General features: G+C 71.3%; 16 protein-coding genes and 1 riboswitch. Of the genes, 10 read left to right on the forward strand and 6 right to left on the reverse strand.

All coding sequences use genetic code 11. The features are described from left to right. Positions 1–84 precede the first annotated feature (84 nt). The 7 genes from CHC02_RS11645 (at position 85) to CHC02_RS11675 (ending at position 6,486) form a co-directional block, all read left to right on the forward strand. On the forward strand, positions 85–300 hold the full coding sequence (locus CHC02_RS11645; protein WP_061561196.1) for a CbtB domain-containing protein: 216 nt from the start codon (positions 85–87) through the stop codon (positions 298–300). Positions 301–317: 17 nt separating this feature from the next. Beyond that, positions 318–1,073 carry a CbtA family protein gene (locus CHC02_RS11650; protein WP_089391633.1) on the forward strand — a complete coding sequence of 252 codons (756 nt, stop codon included), beginning with the start codon at positions 318–320 and terminating at the stop codon, positions 1,071–1,073. Between the two features lie 146 nt (positions 1,074–1,219). Further along, positions 1,220–1,753 (forward strand): Csu type fimbrial protein, encoded by a 534-nt coding sequence (locus CHC02_RS11655; protein ID WP_167364833.1) that lies wholly within the window; start codon positions 1,220–1,222, stop codon positions 1,751–1,753. A gap of 15 nt (positions 1,754–1,768) precedes the next feature. Next, complete coding sequence (locus CHC02_RS11660; protein WP_089391635.1) at positions 1,769–2,323, forward strand: Csu type fimbrial protein; 555 nt, start codon at positions 1,769–1,771, stop codon at positions 2,321–2,323. Between the two features lie 18 nt (positions 2,324–2,341). Next, positions 2,342–3,061: a fimbrial biogenesis chaperone gene (locus CHC02_RS11665; protein ID WP_089391636.1), complete on the forward strand. Its 720-nt coding sequence runs from the start codon at positions 2,342–2,344 to the stop codon at positions 3,059–3,061. An 8-nt stretch (positions 3,062–3,069) separates the two neighbouring features. Then, positions 3,070–5,445, forward strand: coding sequence for a fimbria/pilus outer membrane usher protein (locus CHC02_RS11670; protein WP_089391637.1), 2,376 nt, complete (start codon positions 3,070–3,072; stop codon positions 5,443–5,445). Between the two features lie 15 nt (positions 5,446–5,460). Then, positions 5,461–6,486, forward strand: a complete 1,026-nt coding sequence (locus tag CHC02_RS11675; RefSeq protein ID WP_089391638.1) for a Csu type fimbrial protein — start codon at positions 5,461–5,463, stop codon at positions 6,484–6,486. Positions 6,487–6,490: 4 nt separating this feature from the next. Here the strand turns inward: CHC02_RS11675 and CHC02_RS11680 are convergent, their stop codons facing one another. The 3 genes from CHC02_RS11680 to CHC02_RS11690 are packed head-to-tail and all read right to left on the reverse strand — an operon-like array spanning position 6,491 to position 10,063. Continuing rightward, on the reverse strand, positions 6,491–7,396 hold the full coding sequence (locus CHC02_RS11680) for an ABC transporter substrate-binding protein (RefSeq protein ID WP_089391639.1): 906 nt from the start codon (positions 7,394–7,396) through the stop codon (positions 6,491–6,493). Next, entirely contained in the window at positions 7,393–8,100 is a 708-nt protein-coding gene (locus tag CHC02_RS11685; RefSeq protein ID WP_089391640.1) for a (2Fe-2S) ferredoxin domain-containing protein, read from the reverse strand. Before CHC02_RS11685 ends, CHC02_RS11680 begins: the two co-directional genes overlap by 4 nt. A 7-nt stretch (positions 8,101–8,107) precedes the next feature. Next, positions 8,108–10,063 carry a TonB-dependent receptor plug domain-containing protein gene (locus CHC02_RS11690; protein WP_089391641.1) on the reverse strand — a complete coding sequence of 652 codons (1,956 nt, stop codon included), beginning with the start codon at positions 10,061–10,063 and terminating at the stop codon, positions 8,108–8,110. Positions 10,064–10,156: 93 nt separating this feature from the next. After that, positions 10,157–10,362: riboswitch (cobalamin riboswitch) on the reverse strand. Positions 10,363–10,504: 142 nt separating this feature from the next. Between CHC02_RS11690 and CHC02_RS11695 the strand changes: the two genes are divergently transcribed. After that, positions 10,505–11,101 carry a LemA family protein gene (locus CHC02_RS11695; protein ID WP_089391642.1) on the forward strand — a complete coding sequence of 199 codons (597 nt, stop codon included), beginning with the start codon at positions 10,505–10,507 and terminating at the stop codon, positions 11,099–11,101. 15 nt (positions 11,102–11,116) lie between these two features. After that, positions 11,117–13,045 carry a M48 family metallopeptidase gene (locus CHC02_RS11700; RefSeq protein WP_089391643.1) on the forward strand — a complete coding sequence of 643 codons (1,929 nt, stop codon included), beginning with the start codon at positions 11,117–11,119 and terminating at the stop codon, positions 13,043–13,045. Positions 13,046–13,294: 249 nt separating this feature from the next. Here CHC02_RS11700 and CHC02_RS11705 read toward each other — a convergent pair whose 3' ends face one another. From CHC02_RS11705 to CHC02_RS11715, 3 genes are all read right to left on the reverse strand, one after another. Further along, positions 13,295–14,677 carry an amino acid permease gene (locus CHC02_RS11705; protein WP_089391644.1) on the reverse strand — a complete coding sequence of 461 codons (1,383 nt, stop codon included), beginning with the start codon at positions 14,675–14,677 and terminating at the stop codon, positions 13,295–13,297. A gap of 277 nt (positions 14,678–14,954) precedes the next feature. Further along, positions 14,955–15,167, reverse strand: coding sequence for a hypothetical protein (locus tag CHC02_RS11710; RefSeq protein ID WP_176450321.1), 213 nt, complete (start codon positions 15,165–15,167; stop codon positions 14,955–14,957). A gap of 340 nt (positions 15,168–15,507) precedes the next feature. Further along, positions 15,508–15,738, reverse strand: a complete 231-nt coding sequence (locus CHC02_RS11715) for a hypothetical protein (RefSeq protein ID WP_089391645.1) — start codon at positions 15,736–15,738, stop codon at positions 15,508–15,510. 307 nt (positions 15,739–16,045) lie between these two features. On the opposite strand from CHC02_RS11715, the gene CHC02_RS11720 reads away from it, so the two are divergent. Beyond that, on the forward strand, positions 16,046–19,057 hold the full coding sequence (locus CHC02_RS11720; protein ID WP_244160973.1) for a transglycosylase domain-containing protein: 3,012 nt from the start codon (positions 16,046–16,048) through the stop codon (positions 19,055–19,057). The last annotated feature ends 62 nt before the right edge of the window (positions 19,058–19,119 follow it).

The raw sequence follows: 19,119 nt of genomic DNA on the forward strand, positions 1-19,119 counted from the left end.
TATTCGGTCCTCGGGCCGAGAGTCAGACCCTTCCCGCAAAAACAGCTCGCCAACCATTCAGGACGCGCAATCCTAGGAGGCTTCATGGCTCATTCAGCCACCCACGCCGATACCGGCGTATCGCTCCCCGTCATCCCCCTTTCCGAACTGCTGCCCTGGGCCATCTTCGGCGGCCTGCTGCTGCTCCTGGCACTGTACTTCGTCGGCGCCGAACAGGGCGCCACCTCGATGTTCAAGGGCATGTACGTGCACGAATTCGTCCACGACGGCCGCCACCTGCTGGGCTTCCCCTGCCACTGACCCCGGGGACTCCCTGCATGACTGGAAAACTCCTGCTGCGCGGGATGCTCGTCGGCGTCCTGGCGGGCCTGCTCGTCTTCGCCTTCGCCTTCGTCTTCGGCGAACCCCAGGTGGACCGCGCCATCGCCTTCGAAGAACAGATGTCGGCCCTGCACGAGGCCGCCGAAGCCACCGGCGGCGCCGCCCATGACCACGAGGAAGAGCTGGTCAGCCGCGAGGTCCAGGCCAGCTTCGGCCTGCTCACCGGCGTGGTGGTCTACGGCGCCGCCATGGGCGGCCTGTTCGCCCTGGTGTTCGCCTACGCCCTGGGCCGCACCGGGCGCCTGGGCCCGCGCGCGCTGAGCGCCCTGCTGGCCCTGGCGGCCTTCGTCGCCCTGTACCTGGTGCCGAGCCTGAAGTACCCGGCCAACCCGCCGTCGGTGGGCGACCCGGAGAGCATCCGCCAGCGCACCGCGCTGTTCTTCCTGATGATCGCCCTGTCCATCGCCGCGGCCGTCATCGCGCTGAACCTGGCCCGCCGCCTGCTCGCCGAGCACGGCGCCTGGACCGGCGCCATCGCCGGCATGGCCGTGTACCTGGGCATCTGCGCCGCCGCCGGCCTGCTGTTCCCGGCCGTGCGCGAAGTGCCGGCGGACTTCCCGGCCGACCTGCTGTGGCAGTTCCGCCTGGTGTCCCTGGGCATCCAGGCGATCCTCTGGACCACCGTCGGCCTGGTCTTCGGCTGGTGGATGGAAGCGGTTCCGCTGCATCGGCCGCGACTCGGCAAGGCCTGACCGGCCCCTTCGGCATGCGGGTCCCGCCCGGGGGCCCGCATGCCCTGCCCCTCCCCCATTTTTCTCGAACACCCTCCCCCTATCCACACGCTTCATCACCGCCGCCCCCTGGGAAAATGCCGCTCCCATTTTTCGAGGCCATGACGATGAAGCATGACAGGCTCAGCCACGCCCTAGCCGCCACCCTTCTCATCCTGCCCCTGGGCCAGGCCCTGGCGGCGATCAGCGGCCAGGTGGAGGTTTCCCTCGAGATCGCCAGCGGCTGCCAGGTGACCCAGGGCAACAGCGCCAGCGGCGTGGTCAACCAGTTCGGCCACCTGGACTTCGGCAGGGCCGGCCCGACCTGGAGCAACGCCCTGAGCGCGCAGTTGATCGGTGCGCAAGGCAGCAGCCTGGAGGTCACCTGCGACCCGGGCATAGGCGCCTTCGATGTCCTGGTCGACGGCGGCCTGCGCGGCGACCGGACGCTGGAGAACGAGAGCGGCGAGCAGATTCCCTACTCGCTGTACGTGGACGCCGGGTACACCCAGGAATACCTGCCCGACCAGATGTACGAATTCGCCATTCCCAGCGACGGCGCCCCCGTCGAGGTTCCCATCCACGGCGCCATCGCGCCCAATGCCAGGGCCCTGCCCAGCGGCACCTACCGGGACACCCTGACCGTCACCCTGGAATTCTGAGGTCGCGGCCGGCCCATGCCAGCGCCCACCCAGCCGCCCCGCGGGCCTGCCAGGCCACGCCGCCGCGCCCTGGCCGCGCTGCTCCTGCTGCTCGCCCACGCTGGCGCGCAGCAGGCGGGCGCCGCGACCCAGGCCAGCTTCCGCGTGTCCGCCAGCGTCACCCAGGGCTGCCTGGTCAGCCAGGCGGCACCGGGCAGTGGCAACGACTTCGGCCGCCTCGACTTCGGCCGGCACCCCTCCAGCACCAGCGGGACGATCAGCGCCCGGCTGCTGCCCAACGACGCCATCACCCTCGACTGCACGCCGGGGGTGAAGCTGCGCATGACGGTGGACGGCGGCCAGCACCTGGACGGCGGCCTGCGCCACCTGGGCGCCGGCCAGGCGCGGCTGGCCTACCGCCTGTACCGCGATGCCGGCCTGAGCCAGGAAATCCCGGTCGGCGCCAGCGTGCCCATCGACTACAGCGACGCCGGCGCCATCGCGCTGCCGATCAACGCCGCCCTCCGCCTGCCCGGCAACCAGACCGCCGGGCGCTACCACGACCGGCTCACCGTGACCCTGTCGTGGTGAGCGAGCCGGAGCCCCACGATGCCCTTCGCCCTGCTTCTCATCCTGCTCGTGCTGCTGCCCGCCGCGGCGCGGGCCGACAGTTCCATCCTCATCTGGCCGATCGACCCGCGCCTGGAGCACGACCAGCGCGCCAGCGCGCTCTGGCTGGAGAACCGCGGCGCCCGGAGCGCGCTGCTGCAGGTGCGCATCTTCGCCTGGAGCCAGCGCGACGGCGAAGAGCACTACCAGGCGCAGCGCGAGGTGGTCGGCAGCCCGCCGATGGTCCGCGTCGAGCCGGGCGCCCGCCAACTGGTGCGCCTGACGCGCCTGGCGCCGAGCGCGGCCGGCACGGAGCACGCCTACCGCATCCTCATCGACGAAGTGCCCACCCCGCAGGACGAGGCGCAAGGGCCGGAAGGCAGCGGCATCCGCTTCCAGATGCGCTACTCGGTGCCGCTGTTCCTCGCCGGCCCCGGCCTGCCGGCCGGGGCGGGCCACCCGGCGCTGGGCTGGCGCCAGGTCGAGGCGGGCGGCAAGGCCTACCTGGAGATCAGCAACGCCGGGCCACGCCACGTCCGCCTGACGCGGGTGGCCTTCGAGCGGGGCGGCGCCAGCCTGGCCATGGACGAGGGCCTGCTCGGCTACGTGCTGCCCGGCAGCCGCATGCGCTGGCCGCTGCCGCGCCCGCTGGCCGGTGGCGAGCGGCTGTGGGCGGAGGTCAACGGCGAACGCGGCGAGATCGCCGCCGTGCCCCGCTGAACCGCGGCATGGCCCGGCTGCCGCTGCGCCGCTGCCACCTGCTGTTCGCCGGCCTGGCCCTGCTCGACGGCGAGGCCCCGCTGGCCGCGCCCCTGCCCCCGCCGCCGCGGGATGCGGGCGCGCTGACCGACGGTGCGCGCCTGTACCTGGAACTGCTGGTGAACCTGCGGCCCAGCGGCAAGGTGGTGGCCGTGGACCTACGGCAGGGCCGCCTGCGGATGGACGCGGCCGACCTGCGCGCCCTCGGCCTGCCGGTGGCGCAGGCGGGCTGGCTCGACCTCGGCGAGCTGGCGGGGGTGCAGGCGAGCTACGACGCCCAGGGCCAGCGCCTGCTGCTGCAGGTGCCGCCGCACTGGCTGCCGCCGCAGCAGTTGGACGCGGCGGCACGGCGCGCCCGGGTGCCGGCCCGCAGCAGCGTCGGCGCCCTGTTCAACTACCAGTTGTACGCCAGCAGCCCGCAGAACGGCCAGGACACCCGCTCGGCCTGGAGCGACCTGCGCCTGTTCGGCCCCTTCGGCGTGTTCAGCCACAGCGGCGTCCACCAGCAGCCCTTCGGCGGCCCGGCGCAGCGCAGCCGCTACCTGCGCTACGACAGCCACTGGCGCTTCGCCGACGAGGAGCGCGCGCTGACCTACGAGGCCGGCGACCTGGTCAGCCGCTCCCAGGCCTGGGCCTCGCCGGTGCGCCTGGGCGGGGTGCAGCTGTCCCGCGACTTCGCCATCCGCCCCGACATCGTCACCTACCCGCTGCCGCGCTTCGCCGGCGAGGCGGCGCTGCCCAGCACCCTGGAGCTGTTCGTCGACGGCTACCGCAACGGCCGCTACGAGCTGCAACCCGGCCCCTTCAGCCTCGGCGCCCTGCCCTACGTCAACGGCGCCGGCCAGGCCGTGCTGCAGACCACCGACGCCCTCGGCCGCCAGGTCTCCACCAGCGTGCCCTTCTACGTCAGCAGCGAACTGCTGCGCCCGGGCCTCAGCGACTTCGCCGCGAGCCTGGGCAGCCTGCGCCAGGGCTACGGCCAGGACGATTTCGCCTACGGCAGCGGCGCCGCCAGCGCCTCGCTGCGCCACGGCCTGAGCGACCACTTCACCCTGGAGGCCCAGGCCGAAGGCGCCGCAGGCCTGGCCATGGGCGGGCTGGGCGGCGTGCTGCGCCTGGGCACCCTGGGCGTGCTCAACGCCGCGGCCGGCCATGGCCGGCTGGACGGCGACGGCGGCCGGCAGCTCAGCTTCGGCTACCAGTACAGCGCCCGCCGCTTCCACTTCTCGCTGCAGCGCAGCCAGCGCGACGCCGACTACGCCGACCTGTCACGCCTGGCCTACGAACGGCAACGGCGCCGCAACACCGACGACGCTGCGCCGCAGCACGGCTATTCGCCCACCCGCCGCAGCACCCAGGCCACCGCCAGCGTGGCGCTGGATGGCTGGGGCAGCCTGGGCGCCGGCTACTTCGAGGTGGTGGCCGGCGACGGCGGCCGCACCCGTCTGCTCAACCTGTCCTGGGGCCGCTCGCTGTGGGGCGAGGCCAGCCTGTACCTGTCCGCCAACCGCGAACTCGGCAATAGCCGCTGGAGCAGCGCGGTGCAACTGGTGATCCCCTTCGACCTGCGCGGCACCCTCGGCATGGGCATCGAGCGCGGTGCCGACGGCCGCAACAGCCGGCGCGTCGACTACAGCGAAGCGGTGCCCGGCGAAGGCGGTTTCGGCTGGAACCTCGGCCACGCCGACAACGGCGGGGGCGGCGACTGGCACCAGGCCGCGCTGCACTGGCGCGGCCGGAACCTGCAGGCCCGCGGCGGCCTGTACGGCGGAGCCGGCGACTACACCCGCTGGGCCGACCTCGGCGGTTCGCTGGCCTGGATGGACGGCGCGGCGTTCGCCGCCAACCAGGTGCAGGACGCCTTCGTGCTGGTGAGCACCGACGGCCAGCCCGGCATCCCGGTGCGCTACGAGAACCAGTTGGTCGGCCAGACCGACGCCAATGGCCACCTGCTGGTGCCCTGGAGCAGCGCCTACTACCCCGGCAAGTACGAGATCGACCCGCTCGGCCTGGCCTCCAACGTCGAGGCGCCGGTGGTCGAGCAGCGCGTCGCGGTCAGGGCCGGCAGCGGCTACCTGCTGCGCTTCCCGGTGCAGCGCATGCTGGCCGCCAGCCTGCTGCTGCACGACCGCCACGGCCAGCCGCTGCCGCTGGGCACGCAGGTCGCCGGCGACGACGGCCAGGCCGCCTACGTCGGCTGGGACGGGCTGGTCTACCTGGAGCACCTGCAGGCGCGCAACCACCTGCGCGCGAACCTGCCCGACGGCGCCACCTGCAGCGCCACCTTCGAACTGGACCCCGCGGCCGAGGAACTGGCGCAGCTGGGGCCGCTGCCCTGCCTCTGAAGCCCGGAGTCGACGATGAACCCATGGCTACGCCCGCTGCTGCCCTTTTTGCTCCTGGCCCCGCTGTCAGCCTGGGCCACCACCGCCCAGCAATGCCGCATGCAGCCCGGCGACAGCAACTTCGGCACCCACAGCTCCCTGGTCATCGCCCGCGAGCCGCTGCAGATCCAGACCCGCGGCGGCATGGCCTGCGACGTGCGCAGCGGCGCGATCATGGGGCAGAACTGGGTGCGCCTGCGCCTGGAAAGCCTCGACGGCAACTTCCTGCGCAATGCGAAGACCGGCGACAGGATCCCCTTCGACCTGTACGCCGACGCCTCGCTGAAGCAGATGCTGCGGCAGGGCGTGACCTACGACTATGCCAACCTCGTCGGCAGCGGCCACCTGGACCTGCGCACCTTCCCGCTGCATGCCCGGGTGCGCTCGGCCAACGTGGCGGCGGGCACCTACGTCGCCACGCTGCAGTTGCGCTGGTACTGGCGCATCTGCGTCACCGGCCAGGCCCTCGGCGTCTGCGCCTGGCCGGGCTGGGACAACAGCCCCGGGCTGAGCGGCGGCTGCCTGGGCCCGGTCTGCCTGCAGGGGCCGAGCAACTGGGGCAACGGCATGGTCACCCAGGTGCGCCTGGTGCTGAACGTGCGCAACGATTGCCAGCTCAGCGCCCCCGCCCTCGACTTCGGCAGCGCGCCCCTGGTCAGCAGCTTCCTTCCGGTGCAGCAGCGCATCCAGGTGCGCTGCACCAAGGGCGCGCACTACAGCGTCGGCCTCAGCGACGGCAGCCATGCCAGCAACGGCCAGCGCCACATGGCCAGCGGCAACGCGCGCCTGGCCTACGAGCTGTACAAGACGGCCAGCGGCAACGAACGCTGGGGCGCCCAGGGCGCCGAACGCCGCCCCGACGGCAGCGCCGAGTCGAACCCCGGCCAGCTCGACGGCCTCACCGCCCAGGGCTTCGACTACCGCGCGGAAATCCTCCCCGAACAACCCACCCCGCCCGCCGGGACCTACACCGACAGCGTGGTGGTGGACGTGCGCTTCTGAGCGCTCAGGGGTACAGGGCGGCGGCCAGCTCGCGCGCCGCGCGGCCGCTTTGCGCCCCCGGCACCAACTGGCTGAAGGGCAGCGTCACGAAGCGCCCTTCGCGCACCGCGCGCAGGCGTGACAGCAGCGGGTGCGCGCGCAGGTAGCGGACCTTTTCCGCGGCCGGCGACCAGCGCGCGTCGGCCAGCAGGATCACGTCCGGGTCGCCCGCCAGCAGCGCCTCGGGGCTGGCCAGGTAGCCGCGCAGCGCCACCGCCTCGAACAGGTTGCGCGCCCCGGTGGCACGCAGCAGTTCGCTGACGAAACCGCGCCCGCCCTGGCTGGCCAGGCCGGCGTCGCTGCTGTCGAGGTAGAACACCCGCAGCGGCGCGCGGCCGGCGGCCCTGGCGGCGGCCGCGCGCAGGTCGGCCTGTTGGGCATTTATCAGCCGCTGGGCCCGCGCCTCGGCGCCGAGCAGCCGGCCCAGGGTGAGCAGGTCGGCCCGCACGTTGCCGAAGCCATCGCCCGTGCGTGGCGCGCAGGCCGCCTCCAGCAGGTAGCTGGCGATCCCGGCGGCGCCCAGCTCGGCGCGCCCGCGCCCCGCGTCGAAGGCCGTGGCGAAGCCGCCCACCACCAGGTCCGGGCGCAGCGCGTAGAGCAGCTCGGCGGACGGGTAGCGCGCCGACACCACGGGTACGCCGCGGTAGCGCCCACCCTGCAGGTCCGGCCCCGGGTCGTCGAGGTAGGCCACGCCCGCCAGCCGAGGCCCGGCGCCCAGCGCCAGCAGCAGGTCGGCGGCGTGCTGGTTGAGCGCCAGGATGCGCTCGGCCGGGCGCGCCAGGTGCCAGGCCTGGCCGCAGTTGCGGTAGTCCTGGGCAGCCAGGGTCGGCGCCGCCAGCAGCAACCCGAGCAACAGTGCCAAGCCCTTCATGGCGCCCCCTCGATCAGCAGTTCGGCCACCGGCTCGCCGCCCGCCAGGTGCTGCTCCACCACGCGCAGCACCTGGGCCTCGTCGCGCACGCCGTACCAGCAGCGCTCCGGGTAGACGGTCAGCAGCGGCCCGCGGTTGCAGGGGAACTGGCAGCCGGTGCGGGTCAGCAACACGCCCTCGGCGGTTTCGATCAGCCCGCGCCGGGCCAGTTCGCGGCGCAGCGTCTTCCACAGCGGCAAGGCGCCGCGGCGCACGCAACGCGGGCCGGTGCAGAGGAAAACCTGGCGCTTGTGCGGCGGCGGCGCCGACCAGTCCGGCTGCTCCGGCACCGGGCCGGCGTGGCGGCAATCCAGCTGCTGGCGGCCGTCGTCGATGGCCGCGCACACCAGCCGGGCATCCAGGCCACGGCGGCCGAGGGCCGAGGCGGTCACCCGCGGGCACGGCGCCCGGGGGTAGTCGCCGGCCAGTTGCGCCACCTCGCCGCGCAGCCAGTCGAGGTAGGCGCCGTCGCTGGCCGGTTCCAGGTCCACCAGCAGCAGCGCCCTGCCCGCCTGCAGGTGGGCGCGGACGGCCGGCCACAGGGCGTCGAAGCCATCGCTGGTGTCGATCGGCTGCAACGCCCCGCGCAGCGCTTGCAGCTCGGCGCGGAAGGCCTCGCCCTGGGCGCCCGCGAGGGGGCCGACGATCAGCACTGCCGGGTCCATGGCCACCTCAGAAGCTGAAGGTGTAGCGCAGCTCGGCGCTGCGCGGGCGGCCCAGGTTGTCCACCTGGCGGATGCCGTTGCTGGTGCGGCTGGTGGCGTAGTCGCGGTCCAGCAGGTTCTCCAGCAGCAGGCTCAGGCGGTGGCGGCGCGCGCCGTCCAGGTAGCGGTAGGCGTCGCCGTCGAGCACCGTGTAGTGGCCGTAGTCGTCGCCCTGGGGGCTGACGATGGAGCCGACGTAGCGCAGCGCCACGCCGAAGCCCCAGGGGGCCTGGTCATAGCCCAGCCGCGTGCGGGCGAAGAAGTGCGGGATGTTGTTCACCGTCACGCCCTCGCGGGTATCCACCAGGTTGCGCGTGGCGTCGGCGGCCAGTTGCCAATGCTCGCCCAGTTGCCACTGGCCGCTGGCCTCGATGCCGCGCACCTCGATCTCGCCGTCGCCGTTCACCCACTGGTCGCCGGCCAGGGTGATGAGGTCGCTGATCTCGCGGCGGAAGACGGTGACGCTGCCGCTCCACGGCTGGCCGAACAGCGCGCCGCTGTAATCCAGGCCCAGCTCGGCGTTGCGGCTGCGCTCGGGCTTGAGGTCGCGGTTGCCGATCTCGCTGCCCGGCTCGTTGACGAACAGCTGCTCGGCGTTGGGCAGCTTGAAGGCGGTGCCCAGCTGGCCGCGCAGCTTGAGCTGGTCGGTCAGGTCGTACAGCGAGGTGAGCATCCACACGGTGGCGCCCTCGCCGCCGCTCATTTCCTCGCGGCGCACGCCCAGGCTGGGGTGCCAGTCCGGCAGCAGGTCCACCTGCGGGCGCAGTTGCGCGTACAGGGCGTGGGACTCGGCCTTGTCGTTGTCGATGATGAGGACGTCGTCCTGGCCCTTGTACCACTGGTTGTCGCTGCCGAAGACCAGTTCGTGGCCGCCGGCCAGGCGCGCCTTGCCCTCCAGCTGCGCACCCCAGTCGGTGAAGCCCCAGTAGTCGTTGTGGTTGAGCACCCGGGTGCCGCCGCCGGCGAGGTTGTAGATGCGCGTGTAGCGCGTGTCCCAGTCGTTCAGGTGGGCCTTGGCGAACCAGCTGAAGTCCTCGCCCAGGTGCTGCTCGAAGGTGGCGGTGGCGATCTGCTGGATGCGGTCGTTGGTCGTGTGGCGGTTGTCGGCCGGGCGGGCGTAGTCCAGGTTGGCGTCGGCGTACTGGTAGAACAGCTCCAGGCGCGAATCGCCGCCGAAGGCCTGGATGGCCTTGGCGCCGAACACGTTGACGTCGTAGGAGCGGCGCTTGTCGCTGACGGTGGCGGTGGCGGTCATGTCCTGCTCGCGGAACGGCTTGTAGCCGTCGGAGCGGTTGTGGCTGACGTAGGCCAGCAGGCCGAGGTCGCCCAGGCCGTTCTCCAGCACCTTCTCCACCCGCGCGTCGCCGCTGCGCCCGCGGAAGCTGTCCAGGCCCAGGTTGACCTCGCCGGAGGCCTCGCGGCTGCGCGCGCTGCGGGTGACGATGTTGATCACCCCGGACACCGCCTGGGTGCCGAACAGCAGGCCCTGGCCGCCCTTGAGCACCTCGATGCGCTCCACCGCGGTGGTCGGCAGGGTGTCCAGGTAGAGGCCGCCGTACAGGCGGTTGTTCAGGCGCACGCCGTCCAGCAGGATCAGGGTGTCGTCGTTGCGCCCGCCCAGCAGCGAGTAGGTGCCGTAGTCGAAGGGGCCGTTCTTCGGCGCCACGAATAGCCCCGGCACGTACATCTGCAGCACGCGGGTGACGTCGGCGCTGGGGCCGGCGCGCTCGATCCGTTCGCGCTCGATGACTTCGAGCCTGCTGCCGTAGCGGGCCATCTCGGCGACGGTGGTGGACTCCACCGAAGGGGCGCTGACGATTTCGTCCTGCAGCCCCAGGGGCGCGGCATGCAGGCAGGGGCTCAGGCACAGGCCGGCCAGCCACAGGGCGCGCCGGGGTGCGGATTCAGGGAAGGGGAAATGCAAGGTGATCGCCTCGAAATGGGAATTTCGCAGGCGGCGCAGCGAGTTCCGGCACGGGCGCGACCGGAATCCGGCTCACGCCCGCCCACCGCGGGTTTGCCAACAACGCTCCAGGCCGGTCTCCGGGCTCGCGAGGATCGTGGAGCATCCGCCTTCCCATGCCTGAGCACAGTGGCCTCGTGGATGCCCCGCTCGCTTACCGTTGCGGGGGCAGCGCCGGACTTGCCGCCAAGGGCGACGCACCGGCTTCCCGTTTCACCTCGCGCACGGCGGCACGAGGCACCTGGAACGGCGGGCATCTGACCACCTGGGCGGCGGAGCGTCAAGGGCGGCCCTTTACAGCATGCTTCCGCGCCGGGGCGCAGCCTGTGATGGTCTCCCTGCCGTCGTGGAAGCTTTCCGCTATCATCGGCGGACCTTCCCGACGCTCGAAAAGGACTGCCCATGTCGGTTTCTTCCCTGGTGCTACTGCTCGTCCTCGCCGTGCTGTTCTTCGGCGCCATCGCCATCTACAACCGCCTGGTGAACCTGCGCGCCCGCTACCGGAACGCCTTCGCGCAGATCGAGGTGCAGCTCAAGCGGCGCTACGACCTGATCCCCAACCTGGTGGAAACCGCCAAGGCCTACCTCAAGCACGAGCGGGAAACCCTGGAGGCGGTGATCGCCGCGCGCAACGCCGCGGTGGCCGGGCTCAAGGCCGCCGCCAGCCAGCCCGGCGCCCCCGCGGCCCTGGCCCAGCTGGCCAGCGCCGAGGGCGCCCTGGGCGGCGCGCTGGGGCGGCTCAACGTGACCCTGGAAGCCTACCCGGACCTGAAGGCCTCGCAGAACCTGCAGCAGCTCACCGAGGAGCTGTCGAGCACCGAGAACAAGGTCGCCTTCGCCCGCCAGGCCTACAACGACGCGGTGATGGAGTACAACGCCTACCGCCAGTCGTTCCCCGCCGTGGTGCTGGCGGCGAATTTCGGCCACAAGGCCGACGTCGCGCAGCTGGAGTTCGCCGACAGCCAGCAGATCCAGGACGCCCCCAAGGTCGCCTTCTGACGGGCGGCCCGCGCGATGAACTTCTTCCAGCACCAGGACCGCGCCCGCCGCCAGACCGGGCGGCTGATCCTGCTCCTGGCCGTGGCGGTGACCTGCCTGGTGACGCTCACCAGCCTGGTCCTGGGCTGGCTCTGGCGCCATATCGGCGAGCCCGCCAGCCACTGGACCTCGCCGCAGCGCCTGCCCGACCCCGAACTCTACCTGTGGGTGGCCCTGGTGGTGGTCGGCGTGGTGGTCGTCGGCGCCTGGTACAAGCACCGCCAGCTGCGCCTGGGCGGCCGCGCCGTGGCCGAGCGCCTGGGCGGCCGGCTGATCAACCTGGACGCCCGCGACGCCGACGAGCGCCGGGTGCTCAACGTGGTCGAGGAAATGGCCATCGCCTCGGGCGCCCCGGTGCCGCCGGTGTACCTGCTGGAGGACAGCGGCATCAACGCCTTCGCCGCCGGCCTGACGCCGCGCGACGCGGTCATCGGCGTCACCCGCGGGACCATCGGCCTGCTCAGCCGCGACGAGCTGCAGGGGGTGATCGCCCACGAGTTCAGCCACATCCACCACGGCGACATGCGCCTGAACACCCGCCTGGTGGCGCTGCTGCACGGCATCCTGCTGCTAGGCCTGATCGGCGAGACCATGGTCCGCGGCCTGTGGGACAGCCACACGGCCGACGAGGTCGCGCGCATCCGCGTGCAGCGCAGCAACGCCGGCAACGACGCCGGCTCCGGCTCGGCCCTGGGCTTCATCGCGCTGGCCTTCGTCGCCGGCCTCTGCCTGTGGGTGCTGGGTTCGCTCGGCACCTTCTTCGGCAGCCTGATCAAGGCCGCGGTGAACCGCCAGCGCGAGTACCTGGCCGACGCCTCCGCCGTGCAGTTCACCCGCAACCCGGCCAGCATCGCCGGGGCGCTGAAGAAGGTCGGCGGCTACGGCTCACTGCTCGGCGCCCTGCACCGCGCCGAGTTCAGCCACCTGTACTTCAGCGACGGCCTGGCCAGCCACTGGTTCGGCCTGGCCACCCACCCGCCGCTGGAGGCGCGCATCCGCCGCATCGAGCCGCGCTGGGACGGCCGCTACCCGAAGCTGGAGCCGCGCCTGGACGTCCCGCTGGTGGACCGCGAGACCTGGAACGCCGCCCTGCGCGGCTACCCCTCGGGCGCGGCGCTGGCCTCGGTCGAGGCCATCGGCGAACCCGCCGGGGCGCACCTGGAGGAAGCCCGGCATACCCTGCAGCGGCTGGACGACGGCCTGCAGGCGGCGGCCCATGCCGTCGAAGGCGCCCAGGCCCTGGTCTACGGCCTGCTGCTGGATGCCGGGGCGACCGCCCGCGAGCAGCAGCTGCAAGCGCTCAAGCCGCGCCTGGACCTGGGCGTGGCCTTCCAGCTCGACCGCCTGGAGGAGCGCCTGCGCGCCCTCGACCCGGGCCTGCGCCTGCCCCTGCTGGACCTCGCCATGCCGGCGCTGCGCCAGCTGGACGACGGGCAGTACCAGGCCCTGCGCGGCAACATGGCGCTGCTGATCAAGGCCGACCGCCGGGTGAAGCCGCTGGAATGGACGCTGCTGCGCATCGTCGAACGCAACCTGCGCCCCGGCCCGGCGCGCATCGGCAACCTGCCGCTGGCCGAGCTGGGCGACGAGGCGGCCATGCTCCTGGCCTTCCTCGCCGGCCTCGACAACACCGACGCGCTGCACACCGAGCAGGCCTTCGCCCAGGCCTGGGCCGGCCTGCCCTTCGCCCCGCGCCAGCGCCCGCGCGCCGGCACCCTGCGCGAGCTGGAAGTGGCGCTGCGCCGCCTGGTGCAACTGCGTCCGCTGCAGAAGCCGCAGTTGCTCAAGGCCATGGCCCGCTGCATCGAGTACGACGGCCATATCAGCGTGGCCGAGGCGGAGCTGATGCGCGCGGTGGCGGATATCCTCGATTGCCCGATGCCGCCGTTGCTGGGGAGGGCGTAGGGGTTCGCCCCACGCCGAGGCGCTCTTCGTAGGACCTTGTCCGCGATGGCCGGACGTTCCGGCGCGATTCGCGGATGAGATCCGCTCCTACGGCTTGCCCCAACGCCGTGCCCATGTAGGAGCGCGCCCTGCGCGCGATTCGCGGGCAGGGCCCGCTCCTACGGTCCGCCGGAAGGCCGTGCATTTCATTTTCTGGCCGCCCAGGAAAAAGGGCCTGCGAAGAGGCCCTTTCTCATTGCGCCGCCGCGCTCACGCGCCGCTGGCGACCGCGCCCTGCTCGCCTTTCGGCGCCAGGTCGAACACGCGGTACAGCACCACCAGCAGGACCAGGAAGGCCGGGCCGATGTACAGGGCGATGCGGGTGTCCTCGAAGAACGCCATCAGCGCCACCACCAGCACCAGGAAGGCCATGGCCAGGTAGGAGCTCAGCGGGTACAGCCACATGCGGAACTGCAGCTTGCCGGCCTCGGCCGGGCTCAGGCCGCGGCGGAACTTCAGCTGCGCCAGCAGGATCATGGCCCAGGTCCAGATGGCGCCGAAGGTGGCGATGGAGGTCACCCAGGTGAACACCTTCTCCGGCACCAGGTAGTTCAGCAGCACGCCGAACAGCAGGGCGACGATCGACAGGATCAGCGCATTGCGCGGCACGCCGCCCCTGGAGGTCTTGGCGAACACCGCCGGCGCCTGGCCGTGCTGGGCGAGGCTGTAGAGCATGCGCCCGGTGCTGAAGATGCCGCCGTTGCAGGACGACAGCGCGGCGGTGATCACCACGAAGTTGATGATGCCGGCGGCGGTCTTGATGCCCAGGCGCTCGAAGGTCATCACGAAGGGGCTGCCCTGGGTGCCGATCTCGTTCCACGGGTAGATGGACATGATCACGAAGAGCGCGCCGACGTAGAACAGCAGGATGCGCCAGAACACCGAGTTGATGGCGCCGGGGATGGTCTTCTGCGGGTTCTTCGCCTCGCCGGCGGTGAGGCCGATCATCTCCACGCCCAGGTAGGCGAACATCACCATCTGCAGCGACATCAGCACGCCGGTGATGCCGTGGGGCATGAAGCCGCCGTTGCTCCACAGGTTGGAAATGCCGGTGGCCACGCCGTCGTTGCCCAGGCCGAAGACGATCATGCCGCCGCCCACCAGAATCAGCGCGAGGATGGTGACGACCTTGATCAGGGCGAACCAGAACTCGAACTCGCCGAAGGCGCGCACCGCGATCAGGTTGATGGTGCCCATGCTCGCCAGGGCCGCCAGGGCCCAGATCCAGCGCGGCACCTCGGGGAACCAGATGCCCATGTAGATGGCCACCGCGGTGATCTCGGCGACGCAGGTCACCAGCCACAGGAACCAGTAGTTCCAGCCGGTCAGGTAGCCGGCCAGCGGGCCGAGGTAGTCCTGGGCGTAGCGGGCGAAGGAGCCGGCCACGGGGTTGTGCACGGCCATCTCGCCGAGGGCGCGCATGATGACCAGGATGGCCAGGCCGCCGATGATGTAGGAGAGCATGATGGCCGGGCCGGCCATCTGGATGGCCTTGGCGGAGCCGAGGAACAGGCCGACGCCGATGCAGGCGCCGAGTGCCATGAGACGGATGTGCCGCTCGTTGAGATCCCGTTGGAGATCATGGGACGACATGATGGTGCAACCTCGATTTTGTTGTTGGGTATATCAGCGGCGACTCGAAGCGCGGTCGGGATGAGGAAGGCCCGCGACGGAAAAAGCGCCGCCGCCGCGCCGGTGGGCACGGGGGAGGAGTCGTCTGGGGCCTTCCGGGACTGCACACCGGAAGAGGCTGCCCGTTCTTGTGGAACGGACGTGGGCATTGCGGGAGTGAACCACTGAGGTCGCCGCGGAGTGTTGCACAAGATTGCCGGAGCGTCTGCCCCCTTATGGTGCGAACGAGACCAAAGGCTTATTCGGCCGGCGCGGCCACCAGCAGCAGCGAGCAGGCCTCGCCGCAGCCGACGTCCAGCACCCGCCGCGGCGAACCCTCCAGCACGGCGCGGACGATGGCCTCGTCGGTGGCCAGGCGGCGGCTGTCGATGCGCTGCTCGCGCACCGCGCGGGTCCAGGCACCGGCGTTGCTGTCCCAGCTGTGGCGGATGCGGGCGGGGTTGTCGGGCATGGTGGGATCCGGTGTGGGGGTGGCGTCTTCATTCCAGGCAAAGGCTTTTCGTAGGAGCGAGCTTGCTCGCGAACCGTGTTTCCCGGTGGCTTTGGTGCTGGGGGTGACTCCGCTCCCTCTCCCCAGCCCTCTCCCTGAAGGGAGAGGGGGCTTGTCCGTGCCGAGAGAAGGAGTGGTTCCAGCGGGAAACTTTCGGTGTTGCCGGCTAACTCCAGAGCCTCCGTTTCTGCCCAACGGTCCCCTCTCCCTTCAGGGAGAGGGTTAGGGAGAGGGCGCTCTTCAGGGCTAGCACCGCAGCCACCGGGAAACACCGTTCGCGAGCAGGAACTGGGCGCCCCTCTCACAACCCCTTCGGCACCGCCAGCCCCTTGGTCGAGGGCCCACGCTTCAGCGGCTGCCGGCACCCCGCGTCGCCGAACGGCCCGGACAGCCGCGTCCAGCCTTCCCCCGGCGAGGTCTGGCTGCAGGTCAGGTGGCCGCCCAGGCGGCTCTGCCACAGGTAGAACGGCATGGGCGCGGCCTGGGCGGCCAGGCAGGCGATCAACGGCAGGAACAGCAGGAACGGGCGCATCGGACGGGCTTCCAGGTCACTCGTCGGCCATTGTCGCGGCCTGGGCCGGACGAAGGCACGACATTCAGCAGAATTTTCCCCGCCTACTACGCTCAAAGAAAGGGGAGGCCGCTGGCATGGGGGCTTTCGCGGCACCGGGATGGGTGCCGGTCGTCACGTCGGCGGAGACCACTTACTCAGGCTTTCGCAAGCATGGGCAGGTCGTGATATGGCGCATACGGAGCATACCGGTCAACTGCATTCTCAACCGGGCGTGCCGGAGCCTGGCTTTTCCCCGAAAAAAACCAGCCACCACCACCGCTTCCTGCTGCTGTTCCTCTTCGTCCTGCCCCTGCTGGCGGCGATGGGCGCGGCGCTGCTGTACGAGGCGCGCACTTCCAAGCTGCAGGCCCGCGAACTGGCGCGCCTGGCCGGCGAGCTGACCTGGCAGGTCGGCGCCGGCGCCAGCGACCAGGTAGTCTACCCGAAGGACGGCCCCTTCGACCGCCGCCTGGGCTACCTGCAACTGCCGGACTTCCTGCAGCGCCTGCACGAGCGCGACTTCGTCACCCTCGACCAGGCGCGCTTCTCCCCCGCCCTGCTGCAGTACGCCGGCTACGGCATGTTCCCGCCCTACGCCGAGAAGGCCCAGGCCGGTATCGACATCAGCGACTGCCGCGGCCTGCCGATCTACAACTTCCGCTACCCGCAGCGGCTCTACGCCAGCTACGACGCCATCGCCCCGCGCATCGTGCAGAGCCTGCTGTACATCGAGAACCGCGACCTGCTCGACGCCAGCCGCCCCTACCTCAACCCGGCCATCGACTGGAGCCGCTTCACCCAGGCCGCCGTGGCCCAGGCCGGGCGCCTGGTGGGCATGGGCAACCACGCCCCCGGCGGCAGCACCCTGGCCACGCAGATCGAGAAGTACCGCCACTCGGTGGACGGCCGCACCAACTCCATCCGCGACAAGCTGCGGCAGATGGCCTCGGCCAGCGTGCGCGCCTACCAGGGCGGCGCCGAGAACCTGCCGGCGCGGCGCAACGTGGTGCTCACCTACCTCAACTCGGTGCCGCTCTCGGCGCAGCCGGGCTACGGCGAGGTCAGCGGCCTGCCCGACGGCCTGTGGATCTGGTACGGCGCCGACTACCAGGAGGTCAACCGCCTGCTCGCCGCGCCCGCCGGCACGGGCGCCGAGCTGGAGGCCCAGGGCCGGGCGCTGCGCCAGGTGGTGTCGCTGATGATCGCCCACCGGCGCCCTTCCTACTACCTGTCGCGCGGGCGCAAGCCGCTGGGCGAGCTGACCGACAGCTACCTGCGCCTGCTGGCCCAGGCCGGGGTGATCGAGGCGCCGCTGCGCGATGCCGCGCTGGCCCAGCGCCTGGAGTTCCGCGACCCGCAGAACCAGCCGACGGTGCAGCCGCTGGAGCCGAACAAGGGTGTGAGCCTGGCCCGCACCCGCCTGGCCGGCATGCTCAACGTGCCGCTGTATGACCTGGACCGCCTCGACCTGAGCTTCAGCACCACCCTGCAGGACGAGCTGCAGAACAAGGTCAGCGCCTACCTCAAGCGACTGGCCGACGCGGACTTCGCCGCGCAGATCGGCCTGTTCGGCGAGCACCTGCTGTCCAAGGACAAGACCGCCGACGTGCGCTACAGCTTCGTGCTGTTCGAGCGCACCGCCGACGGCAACCGCGTGCGCGTGCAGACCGACAGCACCGACCAGCCCTTCGACATCAACGAGGGCAGCAAGCTGGAACTGGGCTCCACCGCCAAGCTGCGGGTGCTGTCCAACTACCTGGAGCGCATCGCCGACCTGTACCGCGCCTACACCGGCAAGCCCGCCGCCGAACTGCGCAAGGTGCCGGTGGAGCCGCTGGACTTCATCACCCGCTGGTCCATCGACTACCTCATCGCCAACCCCAACGCCGACCTCTCGGCCATGCTCGCCGCGGCCATGCAGCGCAAGTACTCGGCCAGCCCCTACGAGAGTTTCTTCACCGGCGGCGGCGTGCACACCTTCTCCAACTTCCGCCGGGAGGACAACGGGCGCATCCCCACCCTGCTCGAAGCCCTGCGTGAGTCCATCAACCTGCCCTTCGTGCGCCTGCTGCGCGACCTGGTGCGCCACGACATGTACCAGAAGGACGGCAACAAGCTGACCGTGCTGCAGGACGACAAGGACCCGCGTCGGCAGTTGTACCTGGACCGCTTCGTCGACCAGGAAAGCCGCGTCTACCTGCTGCGCTTCTGGCAGAAGTACCGCGGGCAGAACGCCGACGAGCGCCTGGACACCTTCCTCGACGGCCTGCGCCCCTGGCCGGTGCGCCTGGCGGCGATCCACCGCTACCTGCAGCCCCGGGCCGACCAGGCGACCTTCGCCGCCTTCCTCCAGGACCGCCTGAAGCAGAGCCACTACACCGGCGAGAAACTCACCGACAAGCGCATCGCCGACCTCTACAAGCGCTACGGCCCCGGCGCCTTCGACCTCAACGACCAGGGCTACGTGGCCCGCGTGCACCCGCTGGAGCTGTGGCTGCTGGGCTACCTGCAGCGCCAGCCGCAAGCCAGCTTCGCCGACGCGGTGGCCGCCAGCAACGCCGAGCGCAAGCAGGTCTACGGCTGGCTGTACAAGTCGCGCTACAAGGCCGCCCGCGACAAGCGCATCCGCATCATGCTGGAGGTGGAGGCCTTCCTCGACATCCACCAGCAATGGAAGCAGCTGGGCTACCCCTTCGACCACCTGGTGCCCTCGCTGGCCACCGCGCTGGGCAGCTCCGGCGACCGCCCGGCGGCGCTGGCCGAGCTGATGGGCATCATCCTCAACGACGGCATCCGCCTGCCGACCCTGCGCATCGACAGCCTGCACTTCGCCGCCGGCACGCCCTACGAGGTGAGCCTGGCGCCGCAGGCCAACGTCGGCACCCGGGTGATGACCTCGGAGGTGGCCAGCACCCTGCGCGACTCGCTGTCCCAGGTGGTCGACCAGGGCACCGCGCGGCGCCTGTCCGGCAGCTTCCGCCGCGACGACGGCAGCGCGCTGGTGATGGGCGGCAAGACCGGCACCGGCGACAACCGCATCGAAAGCTTCACCCGCGGCGGCGCGGTGAAGAGCTCGCGGGCGCTGAACCGCACCGCGACCTTCGTGTTCTACCTCGGCCCGCGGCACTTCGGCACCCTCACCGCCTACGTCGCCGGCAGCGCCTCGAGCAACTTCAAGTTCACCTCGGCGCTGCCGGTGCAGGTGCTCAAGGGCATGGCGCCGATGCTGCAGCACTACCTGGAGCCGGGCACCGAGTGCCACGCCCCCCAGGACACGCTGCGGGTGAGCTGGCTGTGAGGCCGCCGGCCGGCGCCCAACGCGCCGCCGCGGCCTGAACCCGGGAAAGGCCAGGGAAGCAC

It is taken from the genome of Pseudomonas delhiensis (assembly GCF_900187975.1).
Taxonomy (GTDB): Bacteria; Pseudomonadota; Gammaproteobacteria; order Pseudomonadales; family Pseudomonadaceae; genus Pseudomonas; species Pseudomonas delhiensis.